The sequence below is a fragment of the Furfurilactobacillus rossiae DSM 15814 genome (genome assembly GCF_000428925.1).
GTDB classification, from domain to species: Bacteria; Bacillota; Bacilli; order Lactobacillales; family Lactobacillaceae; genus Furfurilactobacillus; species Furfurilactobacillus rossiae.
The window spans coordinates 1-26,605 of the sequence record NZ_AUAW01000018.1 but is presented as its reverse complement, the minus strand read 5'-3'; the positions used below and the strand labels follow the sequence as shown (position 1 = coordinate 26,605).

Here is a 26,605-nt window from a genome sequence, read left to right as displayed (position 1 = left end):
ACCGTGTTCCCGTGAAGTTGATAACTACTGATTTTGACTTACGTCGCCCGAAAGCTTTGGAAGAAAAAGGAATTTCACCAAATGAAAACATCAATATGTTCGATTTCTTTGGCGGAATGGTTGGTCTAAAAAAGAGGTCATTTACATTTGATGATCTTAATATTTCCAAAGAGTACGCGATTGAAAAAGTTGATTTAGTGGTCAACGTTAAAAATGGTAATCGACTGATTCTAAAGGTTGAAATGTTTTCAGATGATACGTCCCAAGTTAAAAAGGTAACTTATTACGACAAAAATGGTGCGACACGAGAAACTGACTGGTGGGATCCCAGAGGATTTAAGATTCTTGAACAGTACTATAACAAAGACGAAAAAATTGATGTTGAGCGTGGCGTAAATCAACAAGGTGTTGTTTTTTATGAAACGTATCATTTTGGCAAAAAATATGATAAATCTACCAATAGTTTGTACAGGATCCTTAATTATCATGGTTATGACTATGAATTTGATGGCTTCAAGGAAATGGCAACATTTTTCTTTGATGAATTAATCAAACATGATCGACAAAATGGTGAAAATGATATTTTTGTTAATGATGCTAGTCTGCAACTTGGCAAAGCCTTGTTAGACACGACGGAAAAATCTTTTAAACTTATGCAATTGCATAATAATCATACAAATGATGCGGATGAACCTTTACATTCAAGCTTAAATTTCAATTATGAATATACACTACGTCACTTTTCTAAGTGGCAGGGCGTGACCGCTCCGACTCAGACACAGGTGACCAATGTGGTCCGACGTTTTGGCAAGAAGCCTGAAACATTTTTAATACCAGTGGGTGTCATCGAAGATGAAGTTTTGAAGTCTCCGCAAATACCAATTAGTGAACGTCATCCCAATGAAATTGTTATGATTGCTCGGTTGTCTCCTGAAAAAAGAATAAATCATGCGGTTCAGGCAATGGAAAAGGTGTTAAAGGTTTGTCCGAACGTTCAATTAAATATCTATGGATATGCAAATGGTAAAACCGGAGATGAAGTCAAAGAACTGGTTAAAGAAAAACATTTGACAGATGCAATTCATTTTAAAGGGTATGTAACTGACATTCGTGATGTTTATGAGAATGCCCAGCTGTCAATTTTAACGAGTACGGTGGAGGGATTACCTCTATCCTTAATAGAAGCGCAATCCTACGGGGTGCCACTAATTTCATACGATATTAATTATGGGCCACGAGATGTTATTAATGACGGAAAAGATGGCTATCTTGTCAAGGGCGGCGATATAGACGAAATTGCCAAAAAAATTATTAAAGTAATGAGCGATGATGATTTGCGGCAAAAGTTGAGCAGTGGCGCATATGAAGATCGAAACAAATATTCGTCGGAAAACGTCTGGCATGCATGGGAAAAGTTGGATGTTGCGGCTCATAATTATTTCAATAACTAAGTGAGGGAAAATTATGTATTATTTTGTGAATGAATATATTTATCCACTTAATTCAGGAATTGAATTTGCCGAGTTTAAACGCTTATCTTTGTTTAAACAAATGAACGTGCCAGCAAAGCTGGTTACCAGAATGTTTAATCCGCAACTTCATAGATTTATTGCCGATTTACCAATAAATGACGAAAGCATTATTAACATGTTTGACTTTTTCCAAGATGCGGTAAATTTAACTCCCAAAAAGGCACTTATTGCGGATGCTAAGATAAATCCTGAATATGAAGTTAGCCCAGATAGCACTGTTAGTAAGTCATATAAAGGTGATCGGCTAGTTAACAGAATTATCTTTATGGCTGGGACATATGGTCAACTGGATACTGTTGAGTATTTTGATAGATACCAAAATTTAACTAAGGCTGAGGTTTGGGACTGGCGTGGTTTTAAAAGTTGTACAAAATATTATGATATTAACAAGCATCTCATTCACGAGGAATATTTCAATACACAGGGATCACCAGTGCTAGAGTTTGGCTATTCAAATGTTGACTCAAGTCCAGAAAACATAACCTTCATTCAGTTAACTTCGCGAGACGGGTATAAGCGCTATTTCGAAAATATTGATGAACTGTTTACTTACTTTTTGCAGCAATTAGATCAATCAAGTAGAGAACCTAATACGTTTATTGCTGATCGACCATTATCAACATATGCTCCGGCTCTTGCACTTAGTAATGAAACACGAAAATTTATTTACTTGCCTATGCTTCAGACGGATAGTAAGTATTCGTTGGTTGATGGGGCATTGGATGAAATCTATACACAGGCCTTTAAAACAGAAAATTTAGCTAAATTGACCGGCGTCATTGTGGCAACAGAGCAGCAAAAGCTGGATATTGAACGCCGAGTTAAAGGACAAGTTGCTGTGTATGCTTTACCTGCAGCTACAATCGAAGACCAGTTGCCTAAAATTGACGGTGCCCGCAAGAATCAAATCATCTTTGCGGGTCGGCTTGGAAATGGTAAGGGAATTACTAGACTGGTCGATGTTTTCAAGATTATTCATAACCACGAAACAGGCTTAGTACTTAAAATCTGTGGTTATGGAAATGTAAAAGACGATGCAAAAAAAGCTGTTGAAAAAGCTGGGTTAAAAGATGTTGTGAAATTTGAAGGATACCTTAAGCCAACAGAACTGATCAGTGAGTATTTTTCCAGCAAGTTGTTTGTTACGACAACGGAGCAAGATGTTGAGCCGCTGGCCATGACGGAAGCAGCGGCCTGTGGTTTACCACTGTGTGCCTTTGATGTAGCTTATGGACCTGCTGAAATTATTAATGATGGGAAGAACGGTATTTTAGTCTCGGATGGCCACAATCAGGAATTAGCGGATCGGATAGTCAAGCTTATTCGCAATCCGACGTTATTGCAAAATATGTCTGATGACGCAAGAAAAGATGTTACAAGGTTCATGAATTCTAATGTTAGTCAGATGTGGAAAGAACAGATTGTCAACAGGTAGCTAAATGTCGATTGGAAATGCAAAAGCTTAGTTTTTTACATTGTTATTGTTTTCTCTTACTTTGAATTTTTCACTGTTCATAGTGATTCTATAGTTGAGGATGTGCTAGATATTCAAAACTCCGGTAATCTGAGTATTCGACTATAGACGAGGAGGATAAAATGCATATTAAAAAAGTTTTAGTTGATTTGTTACTAGTAACGGGAATTTTGTTTGGAATCACGGGTGTTAACTCTGCTGATGCAGCGACGACGAGCATGAATACGGTTGCTTCAGATTCTACTTTGTCCAGTTCTTCTGATACATTTCAAAATAATACAAGAACAACTACTCAAAATCGTAGTTTCACGGTTGAACTTTCGTCCATGCAAACTGGCGAAATTCAGGTTGGTGATCACTTTAAGCTGACTTCTATATTTACACCTGCTTTGCCTAGTTATGTAAAAATGGCTTTTAGAAGTACTAATCCTAACGTTGCAACGGTGGATTCAAACGGACTTATAACTGTCAGATCATTTGGAACAGTTGAGATTCAGACATACATTTCCGATCCCTTGTTGTCGGAAGAGTATAATAACTCGGGTGTAGCCGGTGTGGGCTTTACAGTACAAAAGCCCCAACAAGATTCAGTAACCGCAGTGTCGAGCGTGCAATCGGAAGAAAGCGGGAGTGCCGTCTCAGAAGATTCTGAGAATCTTAGCTCTTTAACTTTATCGGACGCTAATCAACAGCACAGTGCGGTGGCAACCCAAAACAATAATTAACTTTTGGTTATAGTCGGCAAAATCAATAAAGATGACAGTTAAATGTTTTGAGAGTTCCATTTTAAATGGGTTCCCATACGCAATTAACAAAGGGTTATTACATTTCTTTCCAAGGGAAACAATTTATTAAGAATCCATTACGACTATCAGTTCACCCCCGTTATCATTTGTATAACGGGGGTGAATTTGCTACTGTTAAGACCAATTTGAATTAACCATAAAATTTTGAAAACGAGGGCAATTTGATGAGCTTTCTAGAGTTGAAGGACATTCACAAATCGTACTACGTGAATAAAGAACCGTTTCCTGTTTTAAAGGGAATTAGTCTTAAGTTTGAACGGGGCGAGTTTGTTTCCATCCTAGGTGAATCTGGTGGTGGGAAATCCACGTTGATGAACATTATCGGTGGCCTTGATCACAACTATGAGGGTGATGTGCTACTGAATGGCAAGTCCATGCATTCCGCGAAGGAACAAGCTATGGACGCCTACCGTCGGCAAACGATTGGGTTCATTTTCCAGAGCTTCAATCTGATTAGCCACTTAACGTTGCTGGACAACGTTATGGTCAGTTTGGAAATGACCAACATGACCCATCATGAACAAGTGGAACGTGCCACGAGCCTGTTGAAGCAGGTTGGTTTGGAAGATCACATTCATAAGTATCCTAACCAGATTTCTGGTGGGCAGAAGCAGCGGGTTGCCATTGCGCGTGCCTTAGCTTCAGACCCAGACGTCATCATTGCCGATGAACCGACTGGTGCGTTGGACTCACAAAACACCAAAGAAATTCTCGAGTTGATGGATGGCATTGCTGAAAGTGGCAAGTTAGTTATCTGTGTCACGCATAGTCAGGATGTGGCCAACCATGGGACGCGAATTGTTCACATGGAAGACGGGAAGATCAATGAAGATCGTGAGCTAAAGGATCCTTTCCCAATCGAAGGCAAACAGTTGTCAACGAAGACAAAGCACCTTAGTTTCCGTTCAACGTTGAAAATGAGTTTGCAGCACATGCGTTACAACATGAAGCGTAACTTGCTTATTGTGTTTGGCGGTTCTATTGGGATCTTCAGTGTTATCCTGATGCTTGCGCTTGGTAACGGGGTTAAGGGGTACATGAATAACCAAATCATGGACCAAATTAATCCGACGACCATTCAAGTCGCTCAAAAGACCGACAAGCAGACGGCGGACGCAGTTGAGATGAAACCGTCTGACCGTGACCGTTTGGCGAAGGTCAAAGGTGTAAAAGAAGCCGTTCTTGGCACCTATGTTCCAAACGGTGTCCAGGTCGATTACAACGGCAAAACGCAGCAAATTCAGCAATTCCAAACTTGGAATAAGACTGAAAAAGAAAGTGACATCAAGACGGGTTCCAAACCCGGCGATAAGGAAATCTTACTGACCAAACGGAATGCGAAGAAGATCAGCAAAGATTACAAGTCGCTAGTAGGTAAGACAGTGACATTGAGTGTGACCGCGATGGATGACAACAATCAGCCCGTTGCGATGACACAAAAGCTCAAAGTTTCAGGGATTATCAACTCTGGTACTGACGCAATGTCGTTTGACACTTTGAAATCGATGTACGCTGCCAAGGGTGCTAAATTACGTGCAAACTTTGTTGCGGTATCAACCAAGGATGTGCAAACAACCAAGACTGTTCAGAACAAGATCAAAGCCTTAAAGACAAACGGTAAGGCGGCGTACGCAATTACTGGTGTCGGGTCTATTCTTGATACGTTGAACACGTACATTTCGCTGGCATTCTATGTATTAGCTGGGATTGCGGCCATTTCACTGCTAGTTTCAGCAATCATGATTATTGTGGTTCTGTACATCAGTGTGTCCGAACGAACCAAGGAAATCGGTGTTCTGCGCGCCTTGGGTGTTCGTCGCCGGGATGTTCGCAACCTGTTTGTTTCCGAGGCGTTCTTCATCGGTTTGTTCAGCGCCATCTTAGGTATTGTACTCGCTTGGATTGTTCAATTACTAATCAACCACGGCATCAATGGCTTGATTCACTACAGCATCATCCAGATGACACCTGGCTATATTATCTTCGGATTATTAGCAAGCATCATCATCAGTTTATTAGCAGCGCTAGCACCATCACACCAGGCTGCTAAACTGGATCCAATTGAATCGTTGGCGGTGGAATAGTGAGCATGACATTCTCCGTTTAAAAGTTAAATCATTGCAAAAATCACTGTGTGGACAGAAGCCTGTCCGTACAGTGATTTTTTTGTTTTCGAAAAAATGCATTTTAACCGATTCCGACACATTCAGATGTTAAATTAAACTTATTTACATGTTTAAACATAGTTATATGGTAATATAGTGTTTAAACATGGGAGGTAAATATGCAAAAGGATTCTTTAAAAAAGTTGTTACGGTCTAACAATGGCCAAATTACACGACAACAAATTCTTCAAGCGGGGATTGATCCACACTTGTTGGTCGAACTTACACGAACTGGTAGTTTAGAACGTGTCGATCGAGGCGTTTATATTGATCCCGAAATTTTTGAAGATGATATGTATATTTTGCAATATCGTTTCAGTAAAGGCGTATTTTTCAAAGATTCTGCGTTATTTTTGCATGGAATGATTGACCGAACACCTGGTATTTATGAAATGAATTTTCCACAGAGCTATCACCCTACAGCAATTGGTCGATATCCAGTCAAAGTTTATCGTCAAAAACCCGAATGGCAAAAAATTGGTGTGGAGTTGGTGAAGAGTCCGGGGAACCATCTGGTTCGTACCTATAATGTTGAAAGAACTTTGTGTGACCTATTGAGGACACGTGATGCATCGGACGTCGAAACAATTAAACAAGCTATGGTGTACTTCGCACAAATGAAGAATAAAGATTTACACCGTTTAAGTGAATATGCGGATATCTTTAAGGTGAAAGGTAAAATTAGAGCGTACATGGAGGTTCTTCTATGAAACTTGGCTTCACCAATGGACAACAGTTCAAATCTAAAGTTCGGATGCTTGCGAGACAAAAGCATGTTAACCCGCAATTACTTATGCAAGAAGTTGTTCTAGATGAAGTGGCAGATCGTATTGCACATTCTAGGTATCGTCATAATCTTATTCTAAAAGGTGATTTTTTAATTGCGTCGATGTTGGGCGTTGACACCCGCTCTACAAGGGACATTGATACTGCAGTTAAGGGATTGCCGGTTAGTAGGGGAGAAGTGCAAAAGGTTTTTACAGAAATTCTCAATGCAAGCAAGCCGGATGATGACATCATTATTCGCATCGTGAAAATTGATGACATTCGTGTTGGAGCAGACTATGCGGGTTTTCGTGTTCACTTGCACGCAGATATTTATGCTAGCGAAGTTGAAGCAAAGATTGACGTATCGACTGGAGACACGATTACGCCAAGAGAAGTTTCATGGCATCATCATACGATATTTAATAATCAGGATATTTTAGTTATGGCTTATAATGTTGAAACGATTTTGGCCGAAAAGTTGGAGTCAATGGTGGCAAGAAAAGATCTAAATACACGTTTAAAGGACTACTATGACTTGTATCTATTTGATAAAACACAAATACAAAACATTGATTTCAAAACATTACATTTAGCCATATTAGCAACTTCTAAAGTGAGAGGTACAAGCACACTAGTAGGCAGCTATGTTTCAATCATTGAAGAGTTAAGCGTGAATGACACACTTAAAAAATTGTGGCACAGGTATCATGACAAAAATGAATATGCACAAGGAATTAAGTATGAAGCAACTTGTTATGCGGCAATTGATTTGGTGAAACGTAGTAAAATAGACGTGAGTTGAAGTCATTTGTTCGTTTGAAAAATCTTGAGGTGATAACATGCGTTATTTAGCTAGTCCAAGTACAGATATTCGTGAAAATTTGGCGATTGAAACATATTTAATGGAGCACGCTAATTTAGATGAACCAATTTTATATTTCTACATTAACTCTCCATGTATTATCGTTGGTCGATACCAAAACGTGCTCGAGGAAATCAATCAAGATTACGTTGACCAACACCATATTATTTTGACTCGTCGAACTTCTGGTGGCGGTGCTGTTTACGACGATCTTGGAAATGTTAGTTTCAGCTTTATTACCAAGGACGACGGGGATGCAGTGGGCAATTTCAAACGGTTCACGGATCCTGTTATCAATGCGTTGCATGAGATGGGTGCGACGGGCGCTGCAATGACTGGCCGAAATGATCTTACAATCGACGGCAAGAAGTTTTCTGGCAATGCGATGCACGTTGAGAAGGGACGGATGTTTTCGCACGGTACCTTGATGTATGACGTCGATCAATCTGTGCTAACTAAGGCTTTGAACGTGCCAGCTGATAAGATTGCATCGAAGGGTATTAAATCGGTTCGTAGTCGCGTCACCAACCTGAAACCACACTTTGCGCCAGCCTATCAAAACCTGACTATTGAAGAATTCAGGGATGCATTAGCAAAGAAAATTTTGAACATTGCAAACATTGAAGATGCAAATGCGTATGTATTAGATGATGAGGCATTGGCCGGTGTTCACGATTTGGAACAACGTTACTTTAAGAACTGGGAGTGGATTTATGGCAAGTCACCAGCGTTTAATGTCAAACGACGTGAGCACTTTGCGGCAGGAACGGTGGAATTCTCCTTGAACGTAGATGAGGGTCACATCACGGATATTCAGATTACTGGCGACTTCTTTGGTCAGGCAGATATTAAAGATGTTGAAAATCGTTTGATTGGGACTAAGTATGAGTCAAACGCGGTGAAACAAGTCTTCGACAGCATGGATGTCTCAAAATACTTCGGGAAAGTCACCGAAAATGAATTGGTTGATTTGTTGACGAGACAGGGTGCTTAGAGCTACGGATTCTAAGCTTAAAATGTTATGGTTCTAAATAGACTAGCCTTTAAAAAAACAAAAGCCATTTGAATTACGTATGTTGATAATGATCATAGATTTAAAACTAATAAGAATTGGGGAAATCGAATGATCAATTAACAACGTAAGGTGGTGTCTAATGATAGCATGTGTGCTATCATTGTGAATGAATGATAAACTATACTTTAAATTCGGCCATGAGTTTAAAAGCTTTTTGGACAATCTTCCCAAAAAGGATCGAGCTAAAATGGTTAGAACCATTCAGGCTATATCACGATTGGGATTGCAAATTGCCATTCGTCAACGTTATGTAAAAAAATTAAAGACTAATCTGTATGAAATTCGGTCAATTCAGGGCAATAATATTCAGCGAGGTATATATTTTCACCTTGAGGAGTCTAACTATTTTATTACTCACGGATTTACAAAAAAGACAGATAAAACACCACAGCGTGAGATTGATCATGCCAAGTCAATTCGGGATGGGAAGATTCGGAGGCACAGAGATGAAGAAAAGTTATGATTTAGATGAGTATGTTGCTGGTCAGCTAAAAGATCCCGAATTCAAACGTGAGTATGATAAGGCTGATCGAGAAATTGTTGCCGCGTTGGCTGTTAAAAACTTACGAGAAGAAATGGGGATTTCTCAACGTGAATTGGCACAAGTGTCTGGGACAGCGCAATCTACAATTGTTAGAATCGAAAATGGCAATTTGGATTTAAAATTGTCGACACTTCAAAAAATTGCACAGAGTGTTGGAAAAGAATTGGAAATTAGACTCGTTTAGTTGAACCTGTTTCGGATAAAAAAGTATCCCCGTCACACCTTGATGGAGATACTTTTTTTATGCTTATTGCCACAATAATTTGTCACCGTACTCACGGCTTAAGTTTTCTCGAATGATTCGTGTCAGTCGTGTGGTGGTGGGCGCTTGTGCCAGTGATTTGTTCACGGCCAAACATAAGGTCCGATAATGCGGTTCATCAAATGGATAGATATTAATGTTCCCAGAAATTCGTTTGAGCGCCAAATCGGGCAGAACACCAAACCCTAGGCCCGCTTCCACCATTGAAATGATTGAGGCGTCATCGATGGAGTAGTTTAGTGAATTAGGTGTGACATTGTACCGGTCCAGCGTCAATTTAGTATCGCGATCATAGTCAGAGTGTTGCAGAATAAAGGTTTTATCCTCTACGTCAGCGCTGGTCATAACATGGCCATTTTTAGGCACAAAGTCCGTCGGCGTCAAACAGTACACTTCGTCCTTAATAAGGGGATGAATCACAATGTTTTCATCGAGTGGCAGCGCCGAAAAGCCCATGTCCAAGGTTCCCAACCGCACGCGCTCTGCAATATCATTAAAGTTCCCTTGGTAAACGGTGATGTTGATATCAGGGTATTGCTGACGAAACTCGCGAATAATGCTAGGCAGCCAATTGAGCAGCACAGATGAGAAAGCGCCAATTCGAATCGTCCCATGTGTTAAACCGTTAATATTGGCTGCTTCTTGGGCCAACCGTTGTTCAGAATTAAGAATATCCTGAATGATTGGATAGACGGTATTCCCGTCGGCAGTGAGCGTCACTCCAGTGCGACTACGAATAAACAGTGGAAAGCCAAGTTGCGTTTCCAACTGACTGATTGAATGGCTGACCGCACTTGGTGTGATGTTAAGTGTTTCGGCAGCAGCAATGAACGTATGCTTATCAACGACGGTGGCAAAAACCTGGTAGGCAAAGGATGAAGTGGCCATGAACAGAACCTCGTTTGAATGAATTATGTTGAGTGTAGCAGTAAGCAGCGCAAACAAAAAGCCCTGGGAGAAAATTTCCCAGAGCCTTTCTTACTGCATCAGTCCGTGGATAGAGACTGTTTTACGCTAGAAGCGTGCGACACTCTTATCGTGGGCTGATGCCTTAAGATTATTTCCAATGGTCAAAAGACATCACCCCCTTTCATTTAATGGTAATAGATTAACGCGATCTGGCATGTTAGTCAATTGATAAAACTTGGCAGGAAATTTTGACTGCTATTTGAATGTGCCGAGGCCTTTTTACGGTATAAAAAGGAAGCAGGTCGTAAACTACTCTCAAGAAAACGGTTGAGGTCTGGCGGCACTTGGGTGTTTGATCGTCGCAGTCAAGTTAGGTTCAACTTTTACAACGTGTCAGAAAATGAAGTGAAATCGCTTAGGAGCGGACTTTGTGTTCGAGAATCACAGTGTAGAAGGAAAGTGAGACCATTGCCACAATAAAATGATCGACCATAACAGGGGGTTACTTGCACCTGCACTAGACCGAAAAACGTTTTCCCACCCAAAGGGGATCCGTCATCATATGGCGGGTCCTTTTTTCTTCTCTCATTTTCAGTATTGGAAATCCCGAATAATGTTTTGACGTTCGGTTGTTTTCAAAAACATTAGTCCTGGCTGATCCTTGACTAAGAATGCAATGCCAATAAAGCCGATATATCAATAGGTGAAACGTTGTACTAAGTTAGAAAATAATTAAAATCATGAAAGCGACGTTCCGTTCGGAAATTACTGTCGGTAAACGTTTTCATTCGTTTTCAATATTCACGTAACCGCTCTAAAAATTAAAAAGGAGCTTCACTGGAGGAATCAATGTTTACACCTAGCTCGATTAACGGTACTATTAATTGGTCAGGGAGAGCGGACTGTACCTTTCCGTTTGCGGAGGCATTTTCAACCAAGCCATTATTTCGTGAAAATTATTCTAAAGTCCGCTTTTCAACTGAAGGAGGGGTGAGGTTTTCGACATCGAGATGTGCGTCGAAAAATCGATGCATAACGCTGAGTGACTCAAATGGGAGCATTTGGGTTGAAACATACCATCATTTTGGAAAGAAGGACATATGTTATGTATTTAGTTGTTAACATCATTGGTGTTATCGTCTACCTGGCGATTGCTTGGGCACTGTCCAAGAACCGCTCGAAGATTAAGTGGCGTTCTGTTGGCATCATGGTTGTCTTAAACTTAGTTATTGCCTGGTTATTAACCAGTTTTGCCGGTGGCCGTGCCGTTGTTAAGGGTGCTGCTGATGGATTCAACTGGTTGGTGCAAGTTGCCTACAAAGGGATCAACTTCGCATTGCCTAACTGGGTTGGTGCTACGGGTACACACCCAGCACCAGTTAACTTCATTACCAGTGCTTTGCTACCAATTCTGTTGATTGTGCCATTATTCGATATCCTGACATACATCGGTGTATTGCCATGGATCATCAAATGGATTGGTCGCGGTTTAAGCTTTATCACTGGTCAACCAAAGTTCGAATCATTCTTCGCCGTTGAAATGATGTTCTTAGGTAACACTGAAGCGCTTGCCGTTTCCAAGTTACAATTGACCACCATGAAGGCTGAACGTGATGTTACTTTGGCAATGATGTCAATGAGTTGTGTTACGGCTTCAATTCTTGGTGCTTACACGCAAATGGTTCCTGGTCAATTTGTTTTGACTGCCGTTCCTTTGAACTGTATCAACGCTTTGATCGTAACCAACATGTTGAACCCTGTTGAAGTTGACCCTGAAGAAGACACGATTGCTAAAATCGGTAACGTCGGTGACGAAGGCGGCGAAAGTGAAGCAGCTGCTGAAGAAACTGGCGCTGTTGAATCAAACGGCAAACGTCAACCATTCTTCTCATTCTTGGGTGACTCCATCTTAGGTGCCGGTACTTTGGTTCTGATTATCACTGCCAACGTTATCGCCTTTGTTGCCTTAGCTGGTTTGATCGATAAGTTACTTGGCTTGATCTGGAAGCCATTGTCATTGGAAAGTATCCTTGGTGTTATCATGTTCATCCCAGCTTGGTTGATGGGTTTGAACGTCCACACTGCTTGGGACTTCTCACAATTGATGGGCTTGAAGTTAGTAACGAACGAATTCGTTGTTATGGGTGAAATTACTGGTAAAATTAACCACTTTGCCCCTCACTACCGCGCTATCTTGACTGTCTTCTTAACTTCCTTCGCTAACTTTGGGACTACTGGTATGATTATCGGTGCCTTCAAAGGTATGGTTGGCAAAGATAAGAACGACATGATTTCTAGCAACGTTGGTTACATGTTACTTTCAGGTATCTTAGTTTCATTACTCTCAGCTGGTATGGTTGGTTTATTCGTTTGGTAATAAGCCCCATTTACTCGATTTAGAAAATTTCATTTTCTCAAATATAAAAAGACGCCCTTGTGGCGCCTTTTTTGTTAGGATCAAATCGAAAAATTGATGATCTTACTCGAGATCTTAAGTGAAAACGTAAAAGTGTAGGGCAACATGATAAGTTAGTGAAGTCGACAGTGGACAGAGTTTCGTGGCCGCAATCCTAAGTGGCAAAGGGGTGTGCCACTTAGGATTGCAGGATGACTTTTGAGACCTGGTTTACGGGCTCAAAATCAAGGCTCAAGACCGATTTTGGGGCTTGAGCCGGTCCCATGAAACGGCGTCCACTGTCGACGGAACGAAATTTTAACTTCAAAATTGTTCTTGTCACTCATACCAATGCCCAGCAAACATTACGCAACTTGTTTATGAATTTACCAAGTCTAAGCACGTGAAACCCAAATCTTCGCCGGTCAGCGTTAAGCTTACTTATGAAGACGACAAGGAGGGATGCAGCAATGATGATTTTTGATCATAATGGGCTGGTAACCAGTCAAATATTAATTGTGCCACTGTTGCTTTTCTTTGCTTTACTTGTCATAAGCGACGTTCGCCATCATCGATTAAAATTTGTTCGGGTGCTTTTTCAGGCTGTTTTATGTGGCTACCTGTGGGCAGTTTTTGACATGACACTTTTTCCAATTAATATCAGTCGCAATGTTGGTACGTTGGCAGCTAGTGGCTATACCTTCCAAGGAGCCATTGATGTCCATCCGTTAGCGATGTGGTATAACTGGCGTCAGCCAACGGTTTTGTATCAGTTAGCTGGTAACGGCTTGATGTTATTGCCACTGACCTTACTGTGCGGTGGTTTATCTGCTAGATTAAGACCATTCTGGCGTGCAATTGGACTGGCATTTGGCACATCACTTTTTATCGAAACATCTCAACTCGTCATGAATTACTTCAATTTTGGTGAGCGGACGTTTGATTTAAATGATCTGCTTTTAAACACGCTGGGTGGATTACTTGGGTGGATTCTACTCAAAGCGGGGCTCGCAATTTGGCAACGAACCTAAGATGAAACGTAATCAAAATGAGATATGAATTTACAACCGCGACCTTGCGCAGGCAACTGGGTTAAAACCTTGTTGACATCGCTGGGCGCGGTTGTTTTATTGCCTTTTTTTCGGTAAAATGTGTAAGTACGTGAAACACACTGTTGTTTCACATTAAAGGAGTTTTTATGAACCCAGAACAGTTCAAGACTGCCCTAGCTGATCACGGGATTACCTTAACGGATCAACAACGGGATGCTTTTGATCAGTATTTTAATTTACTGGTTGAAACCAATAAAAAATTTAATTTAACCACGATTACGGCTGAGTCAGACGTTTATCTCAAGCACTTTTATGACTCCATCACAGTCGCGTTGTTTGTGCCGGAGTTGCAAACGCAATCTGTGACTTTATGTGATGTCGGTGCGGGTGCTGGTTTTCCATCAATCCCGCTGAAGATATTGTTCCCACAATTGAAGGTCACCATTGTGGATTCACTAAACAAGCGGATTAACTTTTTACAAGAATTAGTGACCACTTTGGGATTGCGTGACGTCACGTTGGTCCATGATCGTGCAGAGACATTTGGGGCGAGAAAGTCACCTCAACGCGAGCAATTTGACTACGTTACAGGACGTGCACTGGCTCGAATGAGTGTCATGAGTGAGTTGTGCTTGCCGTTAGTCAAGGTTGGTGGACAAATGTTGGCCATGAAGGCTAGTGGTGCCAACGAAGAACTGACGGATGCGACATACGCGATTCACACGCTTGGTGGGAAGGTTAGTCAAAGCCATCAGTTCGAGCTGCCAGTTTCTGGAGACCCACGGGAAATCATTGTTTTGGATAAGGTTCGGGAAACACCCGGACGTTATCCACGTCGTCCTGGAACGCCAAACAAAGAACCGTTACACGCACACTAATGGTTGGTGAAAGGAAATTAACGGATGCCTTTTTCATTATTTGGGAATCGAAATAAAAGCGATGAAAAACCGCAACAGAAAATTGAACAGTTAGCGCTGACTGCCATTGAACCCAATCGTTTTCAACCACGACAAGTGTTTGATGAAAATGCTATTGCTGAGTTGGCTGAAACGATTAAGGCACACGGGTTGCTTCAGCCGATTGTCGTTCGCGAATACGAGACTGGCAAGTATGAAATTATTGCTGGTGAACGTCGTTTTCGTGCCGTGACTTCGCTGAATTGGGAAACCATTCCGGCCATCGTTGAAAAGATGGACGATCATGAGACAGCGTCATTGGCGTTGATTGAAAACTTGCAACGCGAGGAACTCTCGGCTGTTGAAGAAGCTCAGGCTTATCAACAATTGATGGCGCTTAACGATGTCACCCAGACCCAGCTAGCAAAGGGTGTCGGCAAGAGTCAATCGGCGGTTGCAAACAAATTGCGTTTATTAAAGCTCAGTCAACCAGTTTTGGATGCTATCAGTGCTAAGAAGATTTCCGAACGTCATGGACGGGCGTTACTGCCGTTAAATGCCGATCAGCAACGACACGTGTTAATGCAGATTGAAGATCGCGATATGAACGTTAAGGCTACTGAACGGTTGGTTTCAGAACTAACGACAGAAAAGCCAGTTACACCACAGCGGCCAAAGAAACGGTTGCGAGGCTTGACGTCCGATACTCGCATCGCGGTTAATACGATTAAAGAGTCGGCTAAGATGATTCGTGACACTGGCTTATCCGTTCATGTGCACGAAGAGAACACCGATGACGGGTATCGCATTGTTATCGATTTACCAAAAGATGGTCATAGTGGCAGCAAGAATTAAGCAAAGGGATATGAGGAGTTAACGTTGATGGGATATGTAATTGCGCTCGCAAATCAAAAGGGTGGTGTTGGTAAAACAACGACCAGCGTCAACCTTGGTGCGTGCCTGGCTAACCAGGGTCAAAAGATTCTATTAGTCGACACAGATGCTCAGGGTAATGCAACGAGTGGGATTGGGATTCAAAAAGCCAACATTCAAAAAGATATTTACGACGTGTTGGTTAATGAAACACCAATTTCAGAAGTTATTTTACCGACTAATCATCCAGGCATGGATATTGTACCCGCAACAATTCAGTTGTCCGGTGCTGAAATTGAACTGACTAACTTGATGGCCCGTGAAACGCGGCTTAAGGATGCCCTTCAAGAGGTGCATGACGACTATGACTTCATCTTAATCGACTGCCCACCGTCACTTGGACTGCTTACGATCAACGCCTTCACAGCCAGCGATTCCATTTTGATTCCCGTGCAAAGTGAATATTACGCTTTGGAAGGGCTCAGTCAGTTATTAAATACAATTAAACTGGTTCAGAAACATTTTAATCGTAGTTTGCGCATCGAAGGGGTATTACTAACCATGTTTGATGCCCGGACTAATTTGGGTGCTCAGGTTAACGCCGAAGTTCAAAAGTACTTTGGTGATCGCGTCTATAAGACAATTATTCCGCGTAACGTTCGTTTGTCAGAAGCGCCTAGTCACGGACTCGCTATCATAGATTACGATCCGAAGTCACGAGGCGCCGAAGTTTATTCACAATTAGCAGAGGAGGTCCTCGAAGCGCATGGCAAGTAAGAAAACGACTGGAAAAGGCCTCGGCAAGGGAATTAACGCGTTGTTCGAGGAAAATGGGTTGGCTGACAGTCTTAATGATGTGACTGCTGAACAAGTCGAGGATGTTGCACTCTCGGACATTCGGCCTAATCCGTATCAACCACGGCGCACGTTTGACCGTAAGGCGCTAAAAGAACTCGCAAGCTCAATTGAAAAATCAGGGGTCTTTCAACCAATCATTGTTCGACAACCTGATGAAAAATTAAATCGCTACGAAATCATTGCCGGAGAACGCCGTTTTCGGGCGTCCAAGTTAGCTGGCAAGAGTAGCATTCCTGCCATTGTTCGAACCATGAACGAACAGGAAATGATGGAAGTTGCTGTGTTGGAAAACCTGCAACGTGAAGATCTAACCCCGCTTGAAGAAGCTGAGGCCTACCAAACGTTGATGAGTAAGCTCAACCTGACGCAAGCTGAGGTATCAGCACGTTTAGGTAAGAGCCGGCCATACATTGCTAACTACATTCGTTTGCTTGGATTACCGGATGTCATTAAAAAAATGTTGGCTGATAACGAGTTATCAATGGGTCAAGCAAGAACATTGCTTGGTTTGAAAGATAAGCGTAAAGTGGTTGCGCTGGCTCGCCGGGTCGTTAAGAACGGTATGACCGTGCGTGAGCTGGAAAAAGTTGTTGGTGAGATGAATGGTGACAAGCAAGAAGTTGCCAAGACTCCAGTAAAGAAGTCTGCCTACGTGCGGGCTTCTGAGGATCAGCTACAAGAGAAGTTTGGCACGAAAGTTCAAATTTCAAACGCCAACAATGAGGGTCAAGGGCACATTGAAATTGACTATATGTCAAATGATGATCTTAGCCGGATCTTAGATATTTTAGGCATCTCATTGGATTAATTGTTAACACGAAAACAGCGGAGGTTAAGCGATGTACGACAAAGGCGACGTTGTTGAAATGAAAAAGCCACATCCGTGTGGCACGAATGAGTGGGAAATTTTGCGTTTAGGCGCAGACATTAAGATTAAATGCCTCGGTTGTGGGCACATGATAATGATGCCACGGCGGGAGTTCGAAAAGAAACTCAAGAAGATTCTCCGCAAGGCATCGGCAGCCGAATAAACAAAGAAAGTGTGAAGGGTTAACATGGCTTTAACAGCAGGAATTGTTGGACTACCAAACGTTGGTAAGTCCACGCTTTTCAACGCAATTACCAAGGCGGGTGCCGAAATGGCAAACTACCCGTTCGCAACGATTGAACCAAACGTGGGAATGGTCGAAGTACCTGACTCACGGCTTGACCGGATTCAAGAAATCGAACCAGCTGACAAGGTTGTGCCAACAACGTTTGAGTTCACCGATATTGCTGGGATCGTTAAGGGTGCCAGTAAGGGTGAAGGACTAGGCAACAAGTTCCTTGAAAACATTCGTCAGGTTAACGCGATTGTTCACGTGGTCCGGGCTTTTGATGACGATAACATCACCAGTGTTACAGGAACGGTTGAACCATTGGAAGACATCGACACCATTAACACTGAGCTGATTATTGCCGACTTGGACGCTGTGAACAAACGGTATGCCAAGGTTGAAAAAGCCGCTACTAATGCTAAAGAAAAGGATGCCATTGCTGAATATAGTGTGTTGAAGCGCATTAAACCAGTTTTGGAAGCTGGTAAATCCGTGCGGACATTGGACTTTGACAAGGACGAACAGAAAATCGTCAACGGTTTGTTCTTATTAACATCCAAGCCAGTTCTGTACGTGGCCAACATTGCTGAAGATGACATGGCTGATCCGGAAGCTTCTGAGTATGTTAAGCAGATTGAAAAGTTTGCGGCCACAGAAGGCAGTGGTGTAGTTGCAGTTTCGGCGAAGACTGAAGAAGAAATTGCCGAAATGGATGATGAAGATAAGCCAGAGTTCCTTGAAGCTGAAGGGGTTGACGAACCAGGCTTGAACAAGTTGATTCGTGCTTCATACAAACTGCTCGGTTTGGAGACATTCTTTACTGCTGGTGGTAAGGAAACCCGTGCATGGACTTACCGTGCCGGCACAAAGGCACCACAAGCCGCCGGAATCATTCACTCGGACTTCGAACGTGGATTTATCCGTGCCGAAGTTATGTCCTTTAACGATTTAGACAGCCTTGGCAGTGTTCAAAAGGTCCGTGAAGCTGGTAAGTTACGGCTTGAAGGTAAGGACTACGTCATGCAAGACGGCGACATCGTTGAATTCCGGTTCAACGTTTAGAAATTGACACATAAGGAGATTTATTGTGACTGAAGAAAATCGCGAACGTAACGCGGGTGCTAAGCAAGAGCATCATGGTCAAATTCGGACTGATACAAGCCGTTTTAATGATCAAGGGTTGACTAAACGTAACGAAGAATTCATGTACCAGTTAAACAAGATCCTGGACCAACGGGATTATACTGGTGAACAGCGTAATGTTAAAGTGGATGACACGTTAAACAAGTTGAAGGAAGGTCAAAAGACTGGTCAAACAGCAAAACAACTGTTTGGCACGCCAACAGCCCACGCCGATGAACTGATCAACGGGCCTGCCAAGAACACGAATGGTGATGGCGCTGAACCAGCTGGCTTCTGGCCAACTGCCGCTGATAGTGCGTTGAGTATCTTGGCCATTTTCACAGCGATGTACGGAATCTTGGGCTTCTTCTCCAAACAGCCAGCACAGCAATCTGGTCAAATGGGGATTGTCGGTATTCTGATCGTGTCAATTGTCTTTGGCCTTGGTTGGTCATGGTTAACGCCAATGCTAAACCCAACGGATCGTCGCAAACGTTTGCCATTATGGCGAATCCTGTTAGCAATGGCAGGACTACTGGTATTAATTCTGGTTCTCTTCATGGGTGTCAGCTTATTACCACCAGTTGTTAACCCGATCTTGCCAGCATGGTTGTACATCTTGTTGGCCTTGGCGGCATTTGGCGCTGATTTGTGGCTACGTCGCCGTTTCAACATCATTGGCGGGATGTTTGCCAACCCTAACAACGCGCGGAACAGACAGAATCAGCGTAAGTAAATTTGGAAATTTTAAAGCTGCCATTAAAATGGTGGCTTTTTCCTTTGCTCTTTCTTAATTTGTCCCAGCCGTCAATGTCTAGTAGAATAGACCACAGGTATTTCGCTCCGTAATCAACCTGGTTACGTTGAGCACACCACGTGTTCCAATAATGGAGGAAAATGTCGATGAAGATTTTAGTGGTTGACGACGACAAAGAAATCGCACAGTTATTAGAAATTTACATTAAAAATGAAGGTTACGAACCAATCTCAGCCTATACCGGTAAGGATGCGTTAACAAAGTTGAACACCAATCCCGATATTGGCTTGATGATTTTGGACATCATGATGCCTGAAATGAATGGGATTGAAGTGGTTAAGCAAGTTCGTAAGGACTCACAAATTCCGATCTTGATTCTGTCGGCTAAGACTGGTGACATGGACAAGATTCAAGGACTGATCTCTGGAGCTGATGACTACGTTACTAAGCCATTCAACCCGCTTGAAGTAATGGCTCGGGTAAAGTCATTGCTACGCCGGTCTGAGGATCACGTTACCAGTGACACACCTGATGTTTTAGACATTGGACCATTGACCATCAACAAAGACTCACACGAAGTCAAAACGATTGATGGGCAAACGATTCAATTGACAGCTCTGGAATTTGGTATTTTATACCTGTTGGCGAGTCATCCCAACCGTGTCTTCTCAGCTGATGACATCTTTGAACGCGTTTGGCAACAAGAATCGGTTGTATCCGCAAAAACGGTTATGGTTCACGTGAGTCATTTACGTGACAAGATTGAAGAAGCAACTAACGGTGAAAAGGTTATTGAAACCGTTTGGGGCGTTGGTTACAAGATTGAGGCACACTAATGATGAAACTAACTCCACGCGAAAAGTGGTCGTTAATTTTTGAAGGGGTAGTAACCATTGTGTTGCTGCTCCTTTTAAATCTATCGCTGGTTGTGATTTTAAACGATCTATTGCATTCTAATCCGGGGATCGCTGGTGGGGTGTACATGATCAAACGGTCACTGGTGATTGGTGGACGGTACATTTGGAGCTATCAAAATATTTTTATTGCAGTCATGATCCTCATTGACTGTGCCGTTTTGTACTGGCGGCTGATTAGACGTTATCACCTTTACCAGATGAATCATATCATCGATGAATTGCACTACATTTCAGACGGTCACTTGGAGCACCGTATTTCATTCAAACTGAATCATCGTTTGCAACGAGTTGTGGATTCGGTCAACTCATTGGTTGATTCCGCCACGCAGTCGATGAATGATGAACGACAGGCAGAACGTTCTAAGGATGAATTGATTACAAACGTCAGTCATGATATTCGGACACCATTGACGTCCATCATTGGCTATTTAGGCTTGATTGAGAATAATCAGTATCAGACAGATGAAGATTTGGTCAAGTACTCTCACATTGCCTATTTAAAGGCCACTCAGATGAAATCGTTGGTGGAAGATCTGTTTGAGTACCTGAAAATGCGTGGTACTGAAGCTGAGCTAACCATTAATGAAATTAACTTCAGTCAAATGCTCGAGCAGTTAGCGGCTAGTTATGAATTGGAAGCGAGTCGAAAACAACTGACAATTACGTCGACGACTGTTCCTGACAACATTATGATGGAAGCCGATGCTGAGAAGTTGGGGCGTGTGTTCAATAACCTGATTTCAAACGCACTTAAGTATGGTGAGAACGCGACGTTTATCGAACTTAATGCCAAACTAAAGGGTAATGAAGTCATCGTACGTGTTTCCAACGATGGTCGTGAAATTCCAACGGCAGCGTTGAATCAACTGTTTGAACGTTTCTACCGCGTTGAAGAATCACGTTCGAAGGAAACTGGCGGGACTGGTCTGGGCTTGGCAATTGCACAGAGTATCGTTGAGCGTCATGGCGGCTATATCTTTGCTGAGTCCGATGAAAACCTCACGAGTTTTGTGATCCACTTACCGATTCATCACGATCAGCCTTTACAACAACCGTAAATAACTAATGTTATATAGAAGAGATAATCCGTTTTAACGAAAACTTTTTTCGTTTGAAACGGATTTTTTTGTGGTTTCAAAACGCCGTCTAACCGTGCAGTTAAGCGTTATCAACGCTATGGAATAATTAAGAAAACGTTTTAGTGCACTGATAAATGGTTGAGGTTTGTTAACAATCGGTGTATATTGTGGACTTGTAATGTCCGCAATGAAATGATGATTTTTTTGTGGGCACGGTCGCATAAAAATGTTTGTATGTAACTTAGAATTACGAGAGAAAAAGAGGTGGCACCACGTGAAGATGATTGCGAATGAATGGAAGTTTATTGGAAAGAATCGGTTAATCCTGATTTCTGTTCTTGCCATTATGATTATTCCATTCTTATACAGTATTTTCTTCTTAAAGTCTGTTTGGAACCCATATGGGGAAACACAGCATCTGCCTGTTGCCGTTGTTAACAACGACCAACCGGTAAAATATCAAGGCCAGACGATGAGTGTCGGGGATCAAGCGGTTAAATCCCTGAAGAAGGATCATCAGCTTGGTTGGCGGTTTGTTTCTGAAAAGAAGGCTAAGCAAGGGTTAAAGGACAAGAAGTACTACACGATTGTTACTTTCCCTAAGGACACATCTAAAAATGCTGCGTCCGTGCTGAGCAAGAACCCTAAAAAGATGGATATCCAATATGAAACCAATGGATCATTAAACTACATTGGTGAAGTTATCAGTCAGATTGGTGCCACCGGGTTGAACGAAAAGATTCGTCAAACAATCATCAAGGCTTATGCCGATGCAACTTTCCAACAAGTTAAGAAGGTTGGGAAGGGGATGAATACCGCTGCCAAGGGTGCTAAGACCTTATCTAAGGGTCAAAAGACGCTTGGTACAGGTATCGATACCTACACGGCTTACGTGAGTCAGGTAAACGATGGTGTCCAAACCATGAAGATGAGTGTTGGCCCATTGTCATCTGGTGTCGGTAAGTTGGCTGATGGTGGTAAGACGCTGAACGATGGTTTGCAGACGTTGAACGGCAAAACGGGCCAGTTATCTTCAGGCGTTAGTCAGCTAGCGGATGGATCAAATCAGCTTGTATCCGGTTCGGGTCAGGTTGCATCAGGCGTTCGGTCTTACACTGGGGCAGTTGGTACCTTGAACTCAGGCATCCAAACGTTAAATGGTAGCACTGGTCAGTTAGCAAATGGCGTCGGTCAACTTGCTGGTGGATCTGGTACATTGGCTAACGGTGTGCAGTCTTATACTGGAGCAGTTGGTACTCTAAATAGCGGTATTCAAACTTTGAATGGTCAAACTGGTGCGTTATCTTCAGGCGTCAACCAGTTGGCAGGAGGGTCAAAATCTCTAACAACGGGCGTTCAGGACTATACAAGTGGTGTTGCGCAGATTCAAACAGGGTTAAATACATTGTCGTCCAAAAATGGAGAGCTACTGAGCACGTTGAATTCAATTTCAAATAACTCTACATTGGATAAGATTTCAAAGCTAGCGCCAGAACTTCCAGATGTGATGAACTCTGTAACGGCCACAGAAACGGCAATGAACGCTGCTGCTCCTTCCATTGCAGCTCTCAGTAATATGAATCCTGATGACCTTAATCAAATCAATACGGATCAATTATCTCAATTACAAGCGGCAATGAAGGGAACCACTGGTGCCGTTTCTGCAACCCAGACTCAACTACAGGCTGCACTGGATCAGGCTAACGCAAGTGATGGGAAAAGCAGTGATGAAAAGCTTAACGCTTTGAAGACTGCTGTTGCTGGAGTTAACGGTCAACTATCAAGTGGTCAAGTACAGGCCGCAGTAAAGGGTACCAATGATGGTGCCAACTCAATTAACGATCTTTCAACTAAGTTAGGCACTGTTAAAGCGTCACTTGGAAAAGTGGATGTAAGCAAGACGCAGGCTGCTTTGACTTCTGCACGAGACTTGATGAACAAAGTTGATCAGATAAAAGGCGGTATGCCGACTCAACAAGAATTAGCGGATATACAAACGCAAAGTGCGACTCTAAAACAAAAGCTACCTGAGGTGCAACAATATGTTAATGGTGTTGGTGCAGCAGCTCAAGGAGTTAACAAGTTAGCTGCCAGTTCTTCAACTCTACAAAATGGCGCTACGGCAGTTTCCAATGGATTAGGTCAATTAGACGGTCAAGTACCTGCGCTCACTAATGGCATTAGCGCGATTGCTTCTGGTGCCAATCAAATTAACAGTAATTCTACCGCCCTTGTGAATGGTGCTAATCAACTGAACGGTGGTTTGGGTCAACTTAATAGTCAAGTTCCTGCACTGACTAACGGTGTTGCACAGCTTGCTAATGGTTCATCACAAATTACTGGTAACTCTGCCGCATTGGTTTCTGGCGCTGATCAAGTTAGTGCTGGTAACAGTCAGTTGAATGGTGGTATCGGTCAGTTGAACGCTCAGGTACCTCAATTAGTCGGTGGTGTTCAACAATTGGCAAATGGGTCTTACCAGCTTTCTGGTGGTTTGGATCAATTGAACAGTCAGATTCCAGCCTTAACAGATGGTGTTAACCAGCTTGCTGATGGTACTTCTCAATTGAACAGCAACTCGCCTGCCTTGAAAGACGGAACGAAGAAGCTGGTTACTGGTTCCGTTAAACTGTCAGACGCACTTGGTAAGGGTGCTGATCAAGTTAATGCAATGCCGTTAACTTCTAAGACATCTGACATGTTTAGTGCGCCAACCAAGTTGACACACAAGAGTTACAGCAAGGTTGCTAACTACGGTCACGCATTGGCACCATACGTGCTTTCAGTTGCCTTGTATGTTGGGGCAATCGTCTTCAACTTTGCTTACCCAATACGGAAGGTTTCGATGTCTGGGCAAAGCGCAACGGCTTGGTTCTTCAGTAAGACCACGATTGGTTTAGTTGTTGCTGTGGTGCAAGCAGTTGCTGAAACTGGTTTGATGATGTTATTCGGCTTGTCAGCTGATCATCCTGGTCAGATGTTTGCTGTTTCAATCAGTTTCTCGATAGCGTCGATGTTCCTTGTCATGTTCCTATCCATGTTGTTGGATAACCCTGGTCGTTTCATCGCCATGGTTCTTCTGATGTTGCAACTTGGTGGTTCAGGCGGTACATTCCCAATGCAAGTAACAAACGGCTTCTACAATGCCATTCATCCATACTTACCAATGACGTACTCAATTCTTGGCTTACGTCAGGGATTAACGTCCGGCTTGGGTAATGACACGGTTACACAGGCAGTTGGCTTGTTACTGCTCATGGCAGTGATCTTCGCAGTCCTGTTATGGTTATCGATGTTGTTATTGCAACGCATGCATCTGCAAGGCTTCTCGCAGCTTGATGATAATCAGAAGTTACAAGATGTTGAAAAATAGTTTTTAATAAAGAAGTCGTTACGGCCAAACTTGGCTGTGACGGCTTTTTTGGTGGTTTAATTCGAAAAGTGATGAGTAATAATTCCCGTGATAAAAATAAATAAGGGCTCGTTTATGCAATAATTTGATTGTGCGTGATATACTTTAAATATAAATTAATCCCATTGACTATAAACATCATATAAAAATAAATGTTTAACAGATTGACGGGATTGACATTAAACCATTCGTATTAAAAATGGTTGCGCAAGTTACGTATATATTAGGAGAAGTCAAATGCAAAATGAGCAACAACTTGAAATGGTGATTACTATGATGTCAGAAGGCTATTTGGCTAGTTTCCGTTCGATAGAGAAAACTCTGAAACGGGTTGCTAAAAAGTTCGGTTTGGGATGGAGCAGTCTTTCCATTTTGAATCAGATAGCTAATGATTCAAGTGTCACTACAGCTGACTTGATTCAACAAAACCATATTTCTAAGGGTGCCGTGTCACTTCAAATTACCGAATTGCTCAACCGGAATTTGATTAAAATTAGCGAAGACGAAAACGATCGGCGTCGACATCGTATTGAATTGACCAAACGTGGGGAAAAATTGGCTGATCGGGTACATACTCAGGCGACTGAAATTGCCCAACGGATATTGAATGAAATGCCATTAACTGAAATGCAACGCCTGCACCAAAATTTTGCAACTTTTGCGGAAACGTTGGATAGCACACCAATTAAGTGAACTGTGTTGTAAGATACATGCAGGACAAAGTAAGCGCAGATTATTCTGCGCTTTTTTTGTCCTTAATTAGGCATCAACCGCTGTATTAATGGTTGCATCGAGTAAACTATTAATGGCAATAATCGTTGTTAAAAAAAGCGGGGGGAATATTTTATGACATATAATGTGCAACCATTGCGAACAGCAGTTGAAATTCAGCAATTTATTCATGCAGTTAGCGTTGGACGGTTTAGTAAACGTAATCGTTTTTTGGTGTTATTAGGCATGAACACAGGACTACGGATGAGCGACATTGTCCGTTTGCGGGTCGCCGACGTTAAACGAATTCACAATTGTACGATTACGGAGCAGAAGACTGGTAAAAAGCGATTACTATATTTAGCAAGTATTCGCGAAGAAGTGATGACTTACATTGACGGGTTACCTGACAGTGACTATCTTTTCGTCAGCAGTTATGGACAACCGCTACGTGTGAATTCGGTTTACAAAATCTTTCAAAAGGCAGCCTTGCAGCTCAATCGTCATGATATTGGGACACACACATTACGAAAAACATTTGGTTATCATTATTATCAACAAACACACGATATCGCGACGCTAATGATTTTGTTAAACCATTCAAGTGAGTCTGTTACCAAACGTTACTTGGGTATCGAAGAGCTCGACATTCAAAATGCGCTGCGAGGTTTTCGTTTGGGAAAATAAAAAAGAGTTTGGGACATAACTCAAAATAAATCGACCAGAGAAAAGTGATTTTTGCTTTTCTCTGGTCGATTTTTTCATTGCCCTGGTTTTTTCGAATTTCTATGTTTATATGGGCCTTTTCTCGGGCCCATTTAATCATATTCATGGCCATTAGGACCAATCCAACTTCGTTGTTTACTTTATCTAACCCTCTAACCGAAAATCGAGTAAACCTCAAATGAGCCTTCACATCTGCGAAGACTGGTTCGACCTCGATTTTTCGTTGACCATAAATCTTCTTACCTTCGTCACTTTGGAGTTGAACTCTGGCGTAATTTTTAAAGTACAACCAGTTATTGTTGATGCTGACCTG

General features: G+C 42.2%; 25 protein-coding genes. 23 read left to right on the top strand and 2 right to left on the bottom strand.

What is annotated here, in order from left to right; genetic code table 11:
- The first annotated feature begins 242 nt into the window (after positions 1–242).
- The 9 genes from G400_RS0110440 (at position 243) to G400_RS0110400 (ending at position 9,410) form a co-directional block, all read left to right on the top strand.
- Positions 243–1,451 (top strand): glycosyltransferase, encoded by a 1,209-nt coding sequence (locus tag G400_RS0110440; RefSeq protein WP_162141866.1) that lies wholly within the window; start codon positions 243–245, stop codon positions 1,449–1,451.
- A gap of 13 nt (positions 1,452–1,464) precedes the next feature.
- On the top strand, positions 1,465–2,967 hold the full coding sequence (gene asp1 / locus G400_RS0110435; RefSeq protein WP_017260819.1) for an accessory Sec system glycosyltransferase Asp1: 1,503 nt from the start codon (positions 1,465–1,467) through the stop codon (positions 2,965–2,967).
- A 161-nt stretch (positions 2,968–3,128) separates the two neighbouring features.
- Positions 3,129–3,731 (top strand): Ig-like domain-containing protein, encoded by a 603-nt coding sequence (locus G400_RS0110430; protein WP_017260818.1) that lies wholly within the window; start codon positions 3,129–3,131, stop codon positions 3,729–3,731.
- A gap of 245 nt (positions 3,732–3,976) precedes the next feature.
- Positions 3,977–5,896 (top strand): ABC transporter ATP-binding protein/permease, encoded by a 1,920-nt coding sequence (locus tag G400_RS0110425; protein ID WP_017260817.1) that lies wholly within the window; start codon positions 3,977–3,979, stop codon positions 5,894–5,896.
- 200 nt (positions 5,897–6,096) lie between these two features.
- Positions 6,097–6,687, top strand: a complete 591-nt coding sequence (locus tag G400_RS0110420) for a type IV toxin-antitoxin system AbiEi family antitoxin domain-containing protein (protein WP_017260816.1) — start codon at positions 6,097–6,099, stop codon at positions 6,685–6,687.
- The gene (locus G400_RS0110415; RefSeq protein WP_017260815.1) at positions 6,684–7,547 is read left to right on the top strand and encodes a nucleotidyl transferase AbiEii/AbiGii toxin family protein; all 864 of its coding nucleotides are present in this window, start codon (positions 6,684–6,686) and stop codon (positions 7,545–7,547) included. The genes G400_RS0110420 and G400_RS0110415 overlap by 4 nt, the downstream gene beginning before the upstream one ends.
- A 37-nt stretch (positions 7,548–7,584) precedes the next feature.
- Positions 7,585–8,601 (top strand): lipoate--protein ligase, encoded by a 1,017-nt coding sequence (locus G400_RS0110410; RefSeq protein ID WP_017260814.1) that lies wholly within the window; start codon positions 7,585–7,587, stop codon positions 8,599–8,601.
- A 187-nt stretch (positions 8,602–8,788) separates the two neighbouring features.
- A complete protein-coding gene (locus tag G400_RS0110405; protein ID WP_017260813.1) occupies positions 8,789–9,145 on the top strand; it encodes a type II toxin-antitoxin system RelE/ParE family toxin in 357 nt (118 codons plus the stop codon).
- Positions 9,129–9,410 carry a helix-turn-helix domain-containing protein gene (locus G400_RS0110400; protein ID WP_017260812.1) on the top strand — a complete coding sequence of 94 codons (282 nt, stop codon included), beginning with the start codon at positions 9,129–9,131 and terminating at the stop codon, positions 9,408–9,410. Before G400_RS0110405 ends, G400_RS0110400 begins: the two co-directional genes overlap by 17 nt.
- A gap of 63 nt (positions 9,411–9,473) precedes the next feature.
- Here G400_RS0110400 and G400_RS0110395 read toward each other — a convergent pair whose 3' ends face one another.
- Positions 9,474–10,376, bottom strand: a complete 903-nt coding sequence (locus G400_RS0110395; protein WP_017260811.1) for a LysR family transcriptional regulator — start codon at positions 10,374–10,376, stop codon at positions 9,474–9,476.
- A gap of 1,126 nt (positions 10,377–11,502) precedes the next feature.
- Here G400_RS0110395 and G400_RS0110390 point away from each other — a divergent pair.
- From G400_RS0110390 to G400_RS0110325, 14 genes are all read left to right on the top strand, one after another.
- Entirely contained in the window at positions 11,503–12,774 is a 1,272-nt protein-coding gene (locus G400_RS0110390) for a NupC/NupG family nucleoside CNT transporter (protein ID WP_017260810.1), read from the top strand.
- A 488-nt stretch (positions 12,775–13,262) separates the two neighbouring features.
- Positions 13,263–13,823 (top strand): VanZ family protein, encoded by a 561-nt coding sequence (locus tag G400_RS15820; protein WP_017260809.1) that lies wholly within the window; start codon positions 13,263–13,265, stop codon positions 13,821–13,823.
- A gap of 167 nt (positions 13,824–13,990) precedes the next feature.
- The gene (rsmG, locus tag G400_RS0110380; protein WP_017260808.1) at positions 13,991–14,722 is read left to right on the top strand and encodes a 16S rRNA (guanine(527)-N(7))-methyltransferase RsmG; all 732 of its coding nucleotides are present in this window, start codon (positions 13,991–13,993) and stop codon (positions 14,720–14,722) included.
- 24 nt (positions 14,723–14,746) lie between these two features.
- Positions 14,747–15,595, top strand: coding sequence for a nucleoid occlusion protein (gene noc, locus G400_RS0110375; protein WP_017260807.1), 849 nt, complete (start codon positions 14,747–14,749; stop codon positions 15,593–15,595).
- Positions 15,596–15,622: 27 nt separating this feature from the next.
- Positions 15,623–16,390: a ParA family protein gene (locus tag G400_RS0110370; protein WP_017260806.1), complete on the top strand. Its 768-nt coding sequence runs from the start codon at positions 15,623–15,625 to the stop codon at positions 16,388–16,390.
- Positions 16,380–17,279: a ParB/RepB/Spo0J family partition protein gene (locus G400_RS0110365; protein WP_017260805.1), complete on the top strand. Its 900-nt coding sequence runs from the start codon at positions 16,380–16,382 to the stop codon at positions 17,277–17,279. The genes G400_RS0110370 and G400_RS0110365 overlap by 11 nt, the downstream gene beginning before the upstream one ends.
- A 31-nt stretch (positions 17,280–17,310) precedes the next feature.
- Positions 17,311–17,502 (top strand): DUF951 domain-containing protein, encoded by a 192-nt coding sequence (locus G400_RS0110360; protein ID WP_017260804.1) that lies wholly within the window; start codon positions 17,311–17,313, stop codon positions 17,500–17,502.
- Between the two features lie 24 nt (positions 17,503–17,526).
- Complete coding sequence (gene ychF / locus G400_RS0110355) at positions 17,527–18,630, top strand: redox-regulated ATPase YchF (RefSeq protein WP_017260803.1); 1,104 nt, start codon at positions 17,527–17,529, stop codon at positions 18,628–18,630.
- Between the two features lie 25 nt (positions 18,631–18,655).
- On the top strand, positions 18,656–19,426 hold the full coding sequence (locus G400_RS15090) for a DUF1129 domain-containing protein (protein ID WP_017260802.1): 771 nt from the start codon (positions 18,656–18,658) through the stop codon (positions 19,424–19,426).
- A gap of 167 nt (positions 19,427–19,593) precedes the next feature.
- Positions 19,594–20,283, top strand: coding sequence for a response regulator transcription factor (locus G400_RS0110345; protein ID WP_017260801.1), 690 nt, complete (start codon positions 19,594–19,596; stop codon positions 20,281–20,283).
- A gap of 2 nt (positions 20,284–20,285) precedes the next feature.
- The gene (locus G400_RS0110340; RefSeq protein WP_026017036.1) at positions 20,286–21,422 is read left to right on the top strand and encodes a sensor histidine kinase; all 1,137 of its coding nucleotides are present in this window, start codon (positions 20,286–20,288) and stop codon (positions 21,420–21,422) included.
- A 301-nt stretch (positions 21,423–21,723) separates the two neighbouring features.
- Positions 21,724–24,816 (top strand): YhgE/Pip domain-containing protein, encoded by a 3,093-nt coding sequence (locus tag G400_RS0110335; RefSeq protein WP_026017035.1) that lies wholly within the window; start codon positions 21,724–21,726, stop codon positions 24,814–24,816.
- A 276-nt stretch (positions 24,817–25,092) separates the two neighbouring features.
- On the top strand, positions 25,093–25,548 hold the full coding sequence (locus tag G400_RS0110330; RefSeq protein ID WP_017260798.1) for a MarR family winged helix-turn-helix transcriptional regulator: 456 nt from the start codon (positions 25,093–25,095) through the stop codon (positions 25,546–25,548).
- 153 nt (positions 25,549–25,701) lie between these two features.
- On the top strand, positions 25,702–26,253 hold the full coding sequence (locus G400_RS0110325; protein WP_017260797.1) for a tyrosine-type recombinase/integrase: 552 nt from the start codon (positions 25,702–25,704) through the stop codon (positions 26,251–26,253).
- On the opposite strand, the gene G400_RS16670 is transcribed toward G400_RS0110325, so the two are convergent.
- Positions 26,180–26,596: a transposase gene (locus G400_RS16670; protein WP_404825503.1), complete on the bottom strand. Its 417-nt coding sequence runs from the start codon at positions 26,594–26,596 to the stop codon at positions 26,180–26,182. The two genes, G400_RS0110325 and G400_RS16670, sit on opposite strands and share 74 nt — an antisense overlap.
- Positions 26,597–26,605 lie beyond the last annotated feature (9 nt).

Excerpts from the sequence above, each read along its gene's own strand:
- G400_RS0110440 (WP_162141866.1), top strand. The coding sequence starts at position 243 with ATGTTTTCAGATGATACGTCCCAAGTTAAAAAGGTAACTTATTACGAC.
- asp1 (WP_017260819.1), top strand. The coding sequence starts at position 1,465 with ATGTATTATTTTGTGAATGAATATATTTATCCACTTAATTCAGGAATT.
- G400_RS0110430 (WP_017260818.1), top strand. The coding sequence starts at position 3,129 with ATGCATATTAAAAAAGTTTTAGTTGATTTGTTACTAGTAACGGGAATT.
- G400_RS0110425 (WP_017260817.1), top strand. The coding sequence starts at position 3,977 with ATGAGCTTTCTAGAGTTGAAGGACATTCACAAATCGTACTACGTGAAT.
- G400_RS0110420 (WP_017260816.1), top strand. The coding sequence starts at position 6,097 with ATGCAAAAGGATTCTTTAAAAAAGTTGTTACGGTCTAACAATGGCCAA.
- G400_RS0110415 (WP_017260815.1), top strand. The coding sequence starts at position 6,684 with ATGAAACTTGGCTTCACCAATGGACAACAGTTCAAATCTAAAGTTCGG.
- G400_RS0110410 (WP_017260814.1), top strand. The coding sequence starts at position 7,585 with ATGCGTTATTTAGCTAGTCCAAGTACAGATATTCGTGAAAATTTGGCG.
- G400_RS0110405 (WP_017260813.1), top strand. The coding sequence starts at position 8,789 with ATGAATGATAAACTATACTTTAAATTCGGCCATGAGTTTAAAAGCTTT.
- G400_RS0110400 (WP_017260812.1), top strand. The coding sequence starts at position 9,129 with ATGAAGAAAAGTTATGATTTAGATGAGTATGTTGCTGGTCAGCTAAAA.
- G400_RS0110395 (WP_017260811.1), bottom strand. The coding sequence starts at position 10,376 with ATGGCCACTTCATCCTTTGCCTACCAGGTTTTTGCCACCGTCGTTGAT.
- G400_RS0110390 (WP_017260810.1), top strand. The coding sequence starts at position 11,503 with ATGTATTTAGTTGTTAACATCATTGGTGTTATCGTCTACCTGGCGATT.
- G400_RS15820 (WP_017260809.1), top strand. The coding sequence starts at position 13,263 with ATGATGATTTTTGATCATAATGGGCTGGTAACCAGTCAAATATTAATT.
- rsmG (WP_017260808.1), top strand. The coding sequence starts at position 13,991 with ATGAACCCAGAACAGTTCAAGACTGCCCTAGCTGATCACGGGATTACC.
- noc (WP_017260807.1), top strand. The coding sequence starts at position 14,747 with ATGCCTTTTTCATTATTTGGGAATCGAAATAAAAGCGATGAAAAACCG.
- G400_RS0110370 (WP_017260806.1), top strand. The coding sequence starts at position 15,623 with ATGGGATATGTAATTGCGCTCGCAAATCAAAAGGGTGGTGTTGGTAAA.
- G400_RS0110365 (WP_017260805.1), top strand. The coding sequence starts at position 16,380 with ATGGCAAGTAAGAAAACGACTGGAAAAGGCCTCGGCAAGGGAATTAAC.
- G400_RS0110360 (WP_017260804.1), top strand. The coding sequence starts at position 17,311 with ATGTACGACAAAGGCGACGTTGTTGAAATGAAAAAGCCACATCCGTGT.
- ychF (WP_017260803.1), top strand. The coding sequence starts at position 17,527 with ATGGCTTTAACAGCAGGAATTGTTGGACTACCAAACGTTGGTAAGTCC.
- G400_RS0110345 (WP_017260801.1), top strand. The coding sequence starts at position 19,594 with ATGAAGATTTTAGTGGTTGACGACGACAAAGAAATCGCACAGTTATTA.
- G400_RS0110340 (WP_026017036.1), top strand. The coding sequence starts at position 20,286 with ATGAAACTAACTCCACGCGAAAAGTGGTCGTTAATTTTTGAAGGGGTA.
- G400_RS0110335 (WP_026017035.1), top strand. The coding sequence starts at position 21,724 with ATGATTGCGAATGAATGGAAGTTTATTGGAAAGAATCGGTTAATCCTG.
- G400_RS0110330 (WP_017260798.1), top strand. The coding sequence starts at position 25,093 with ATGCAAAATGAGCAACAACTTGAAATGGTGATTACTATGATGTCAGAA.
- G400_RS0110325 (WP_017260797.1), top strand. The coding sequence starts at position 25,702 with ATGACATATAATGTGCAACCATTGCGAACAGCAGTTGAAATTCAGCAA.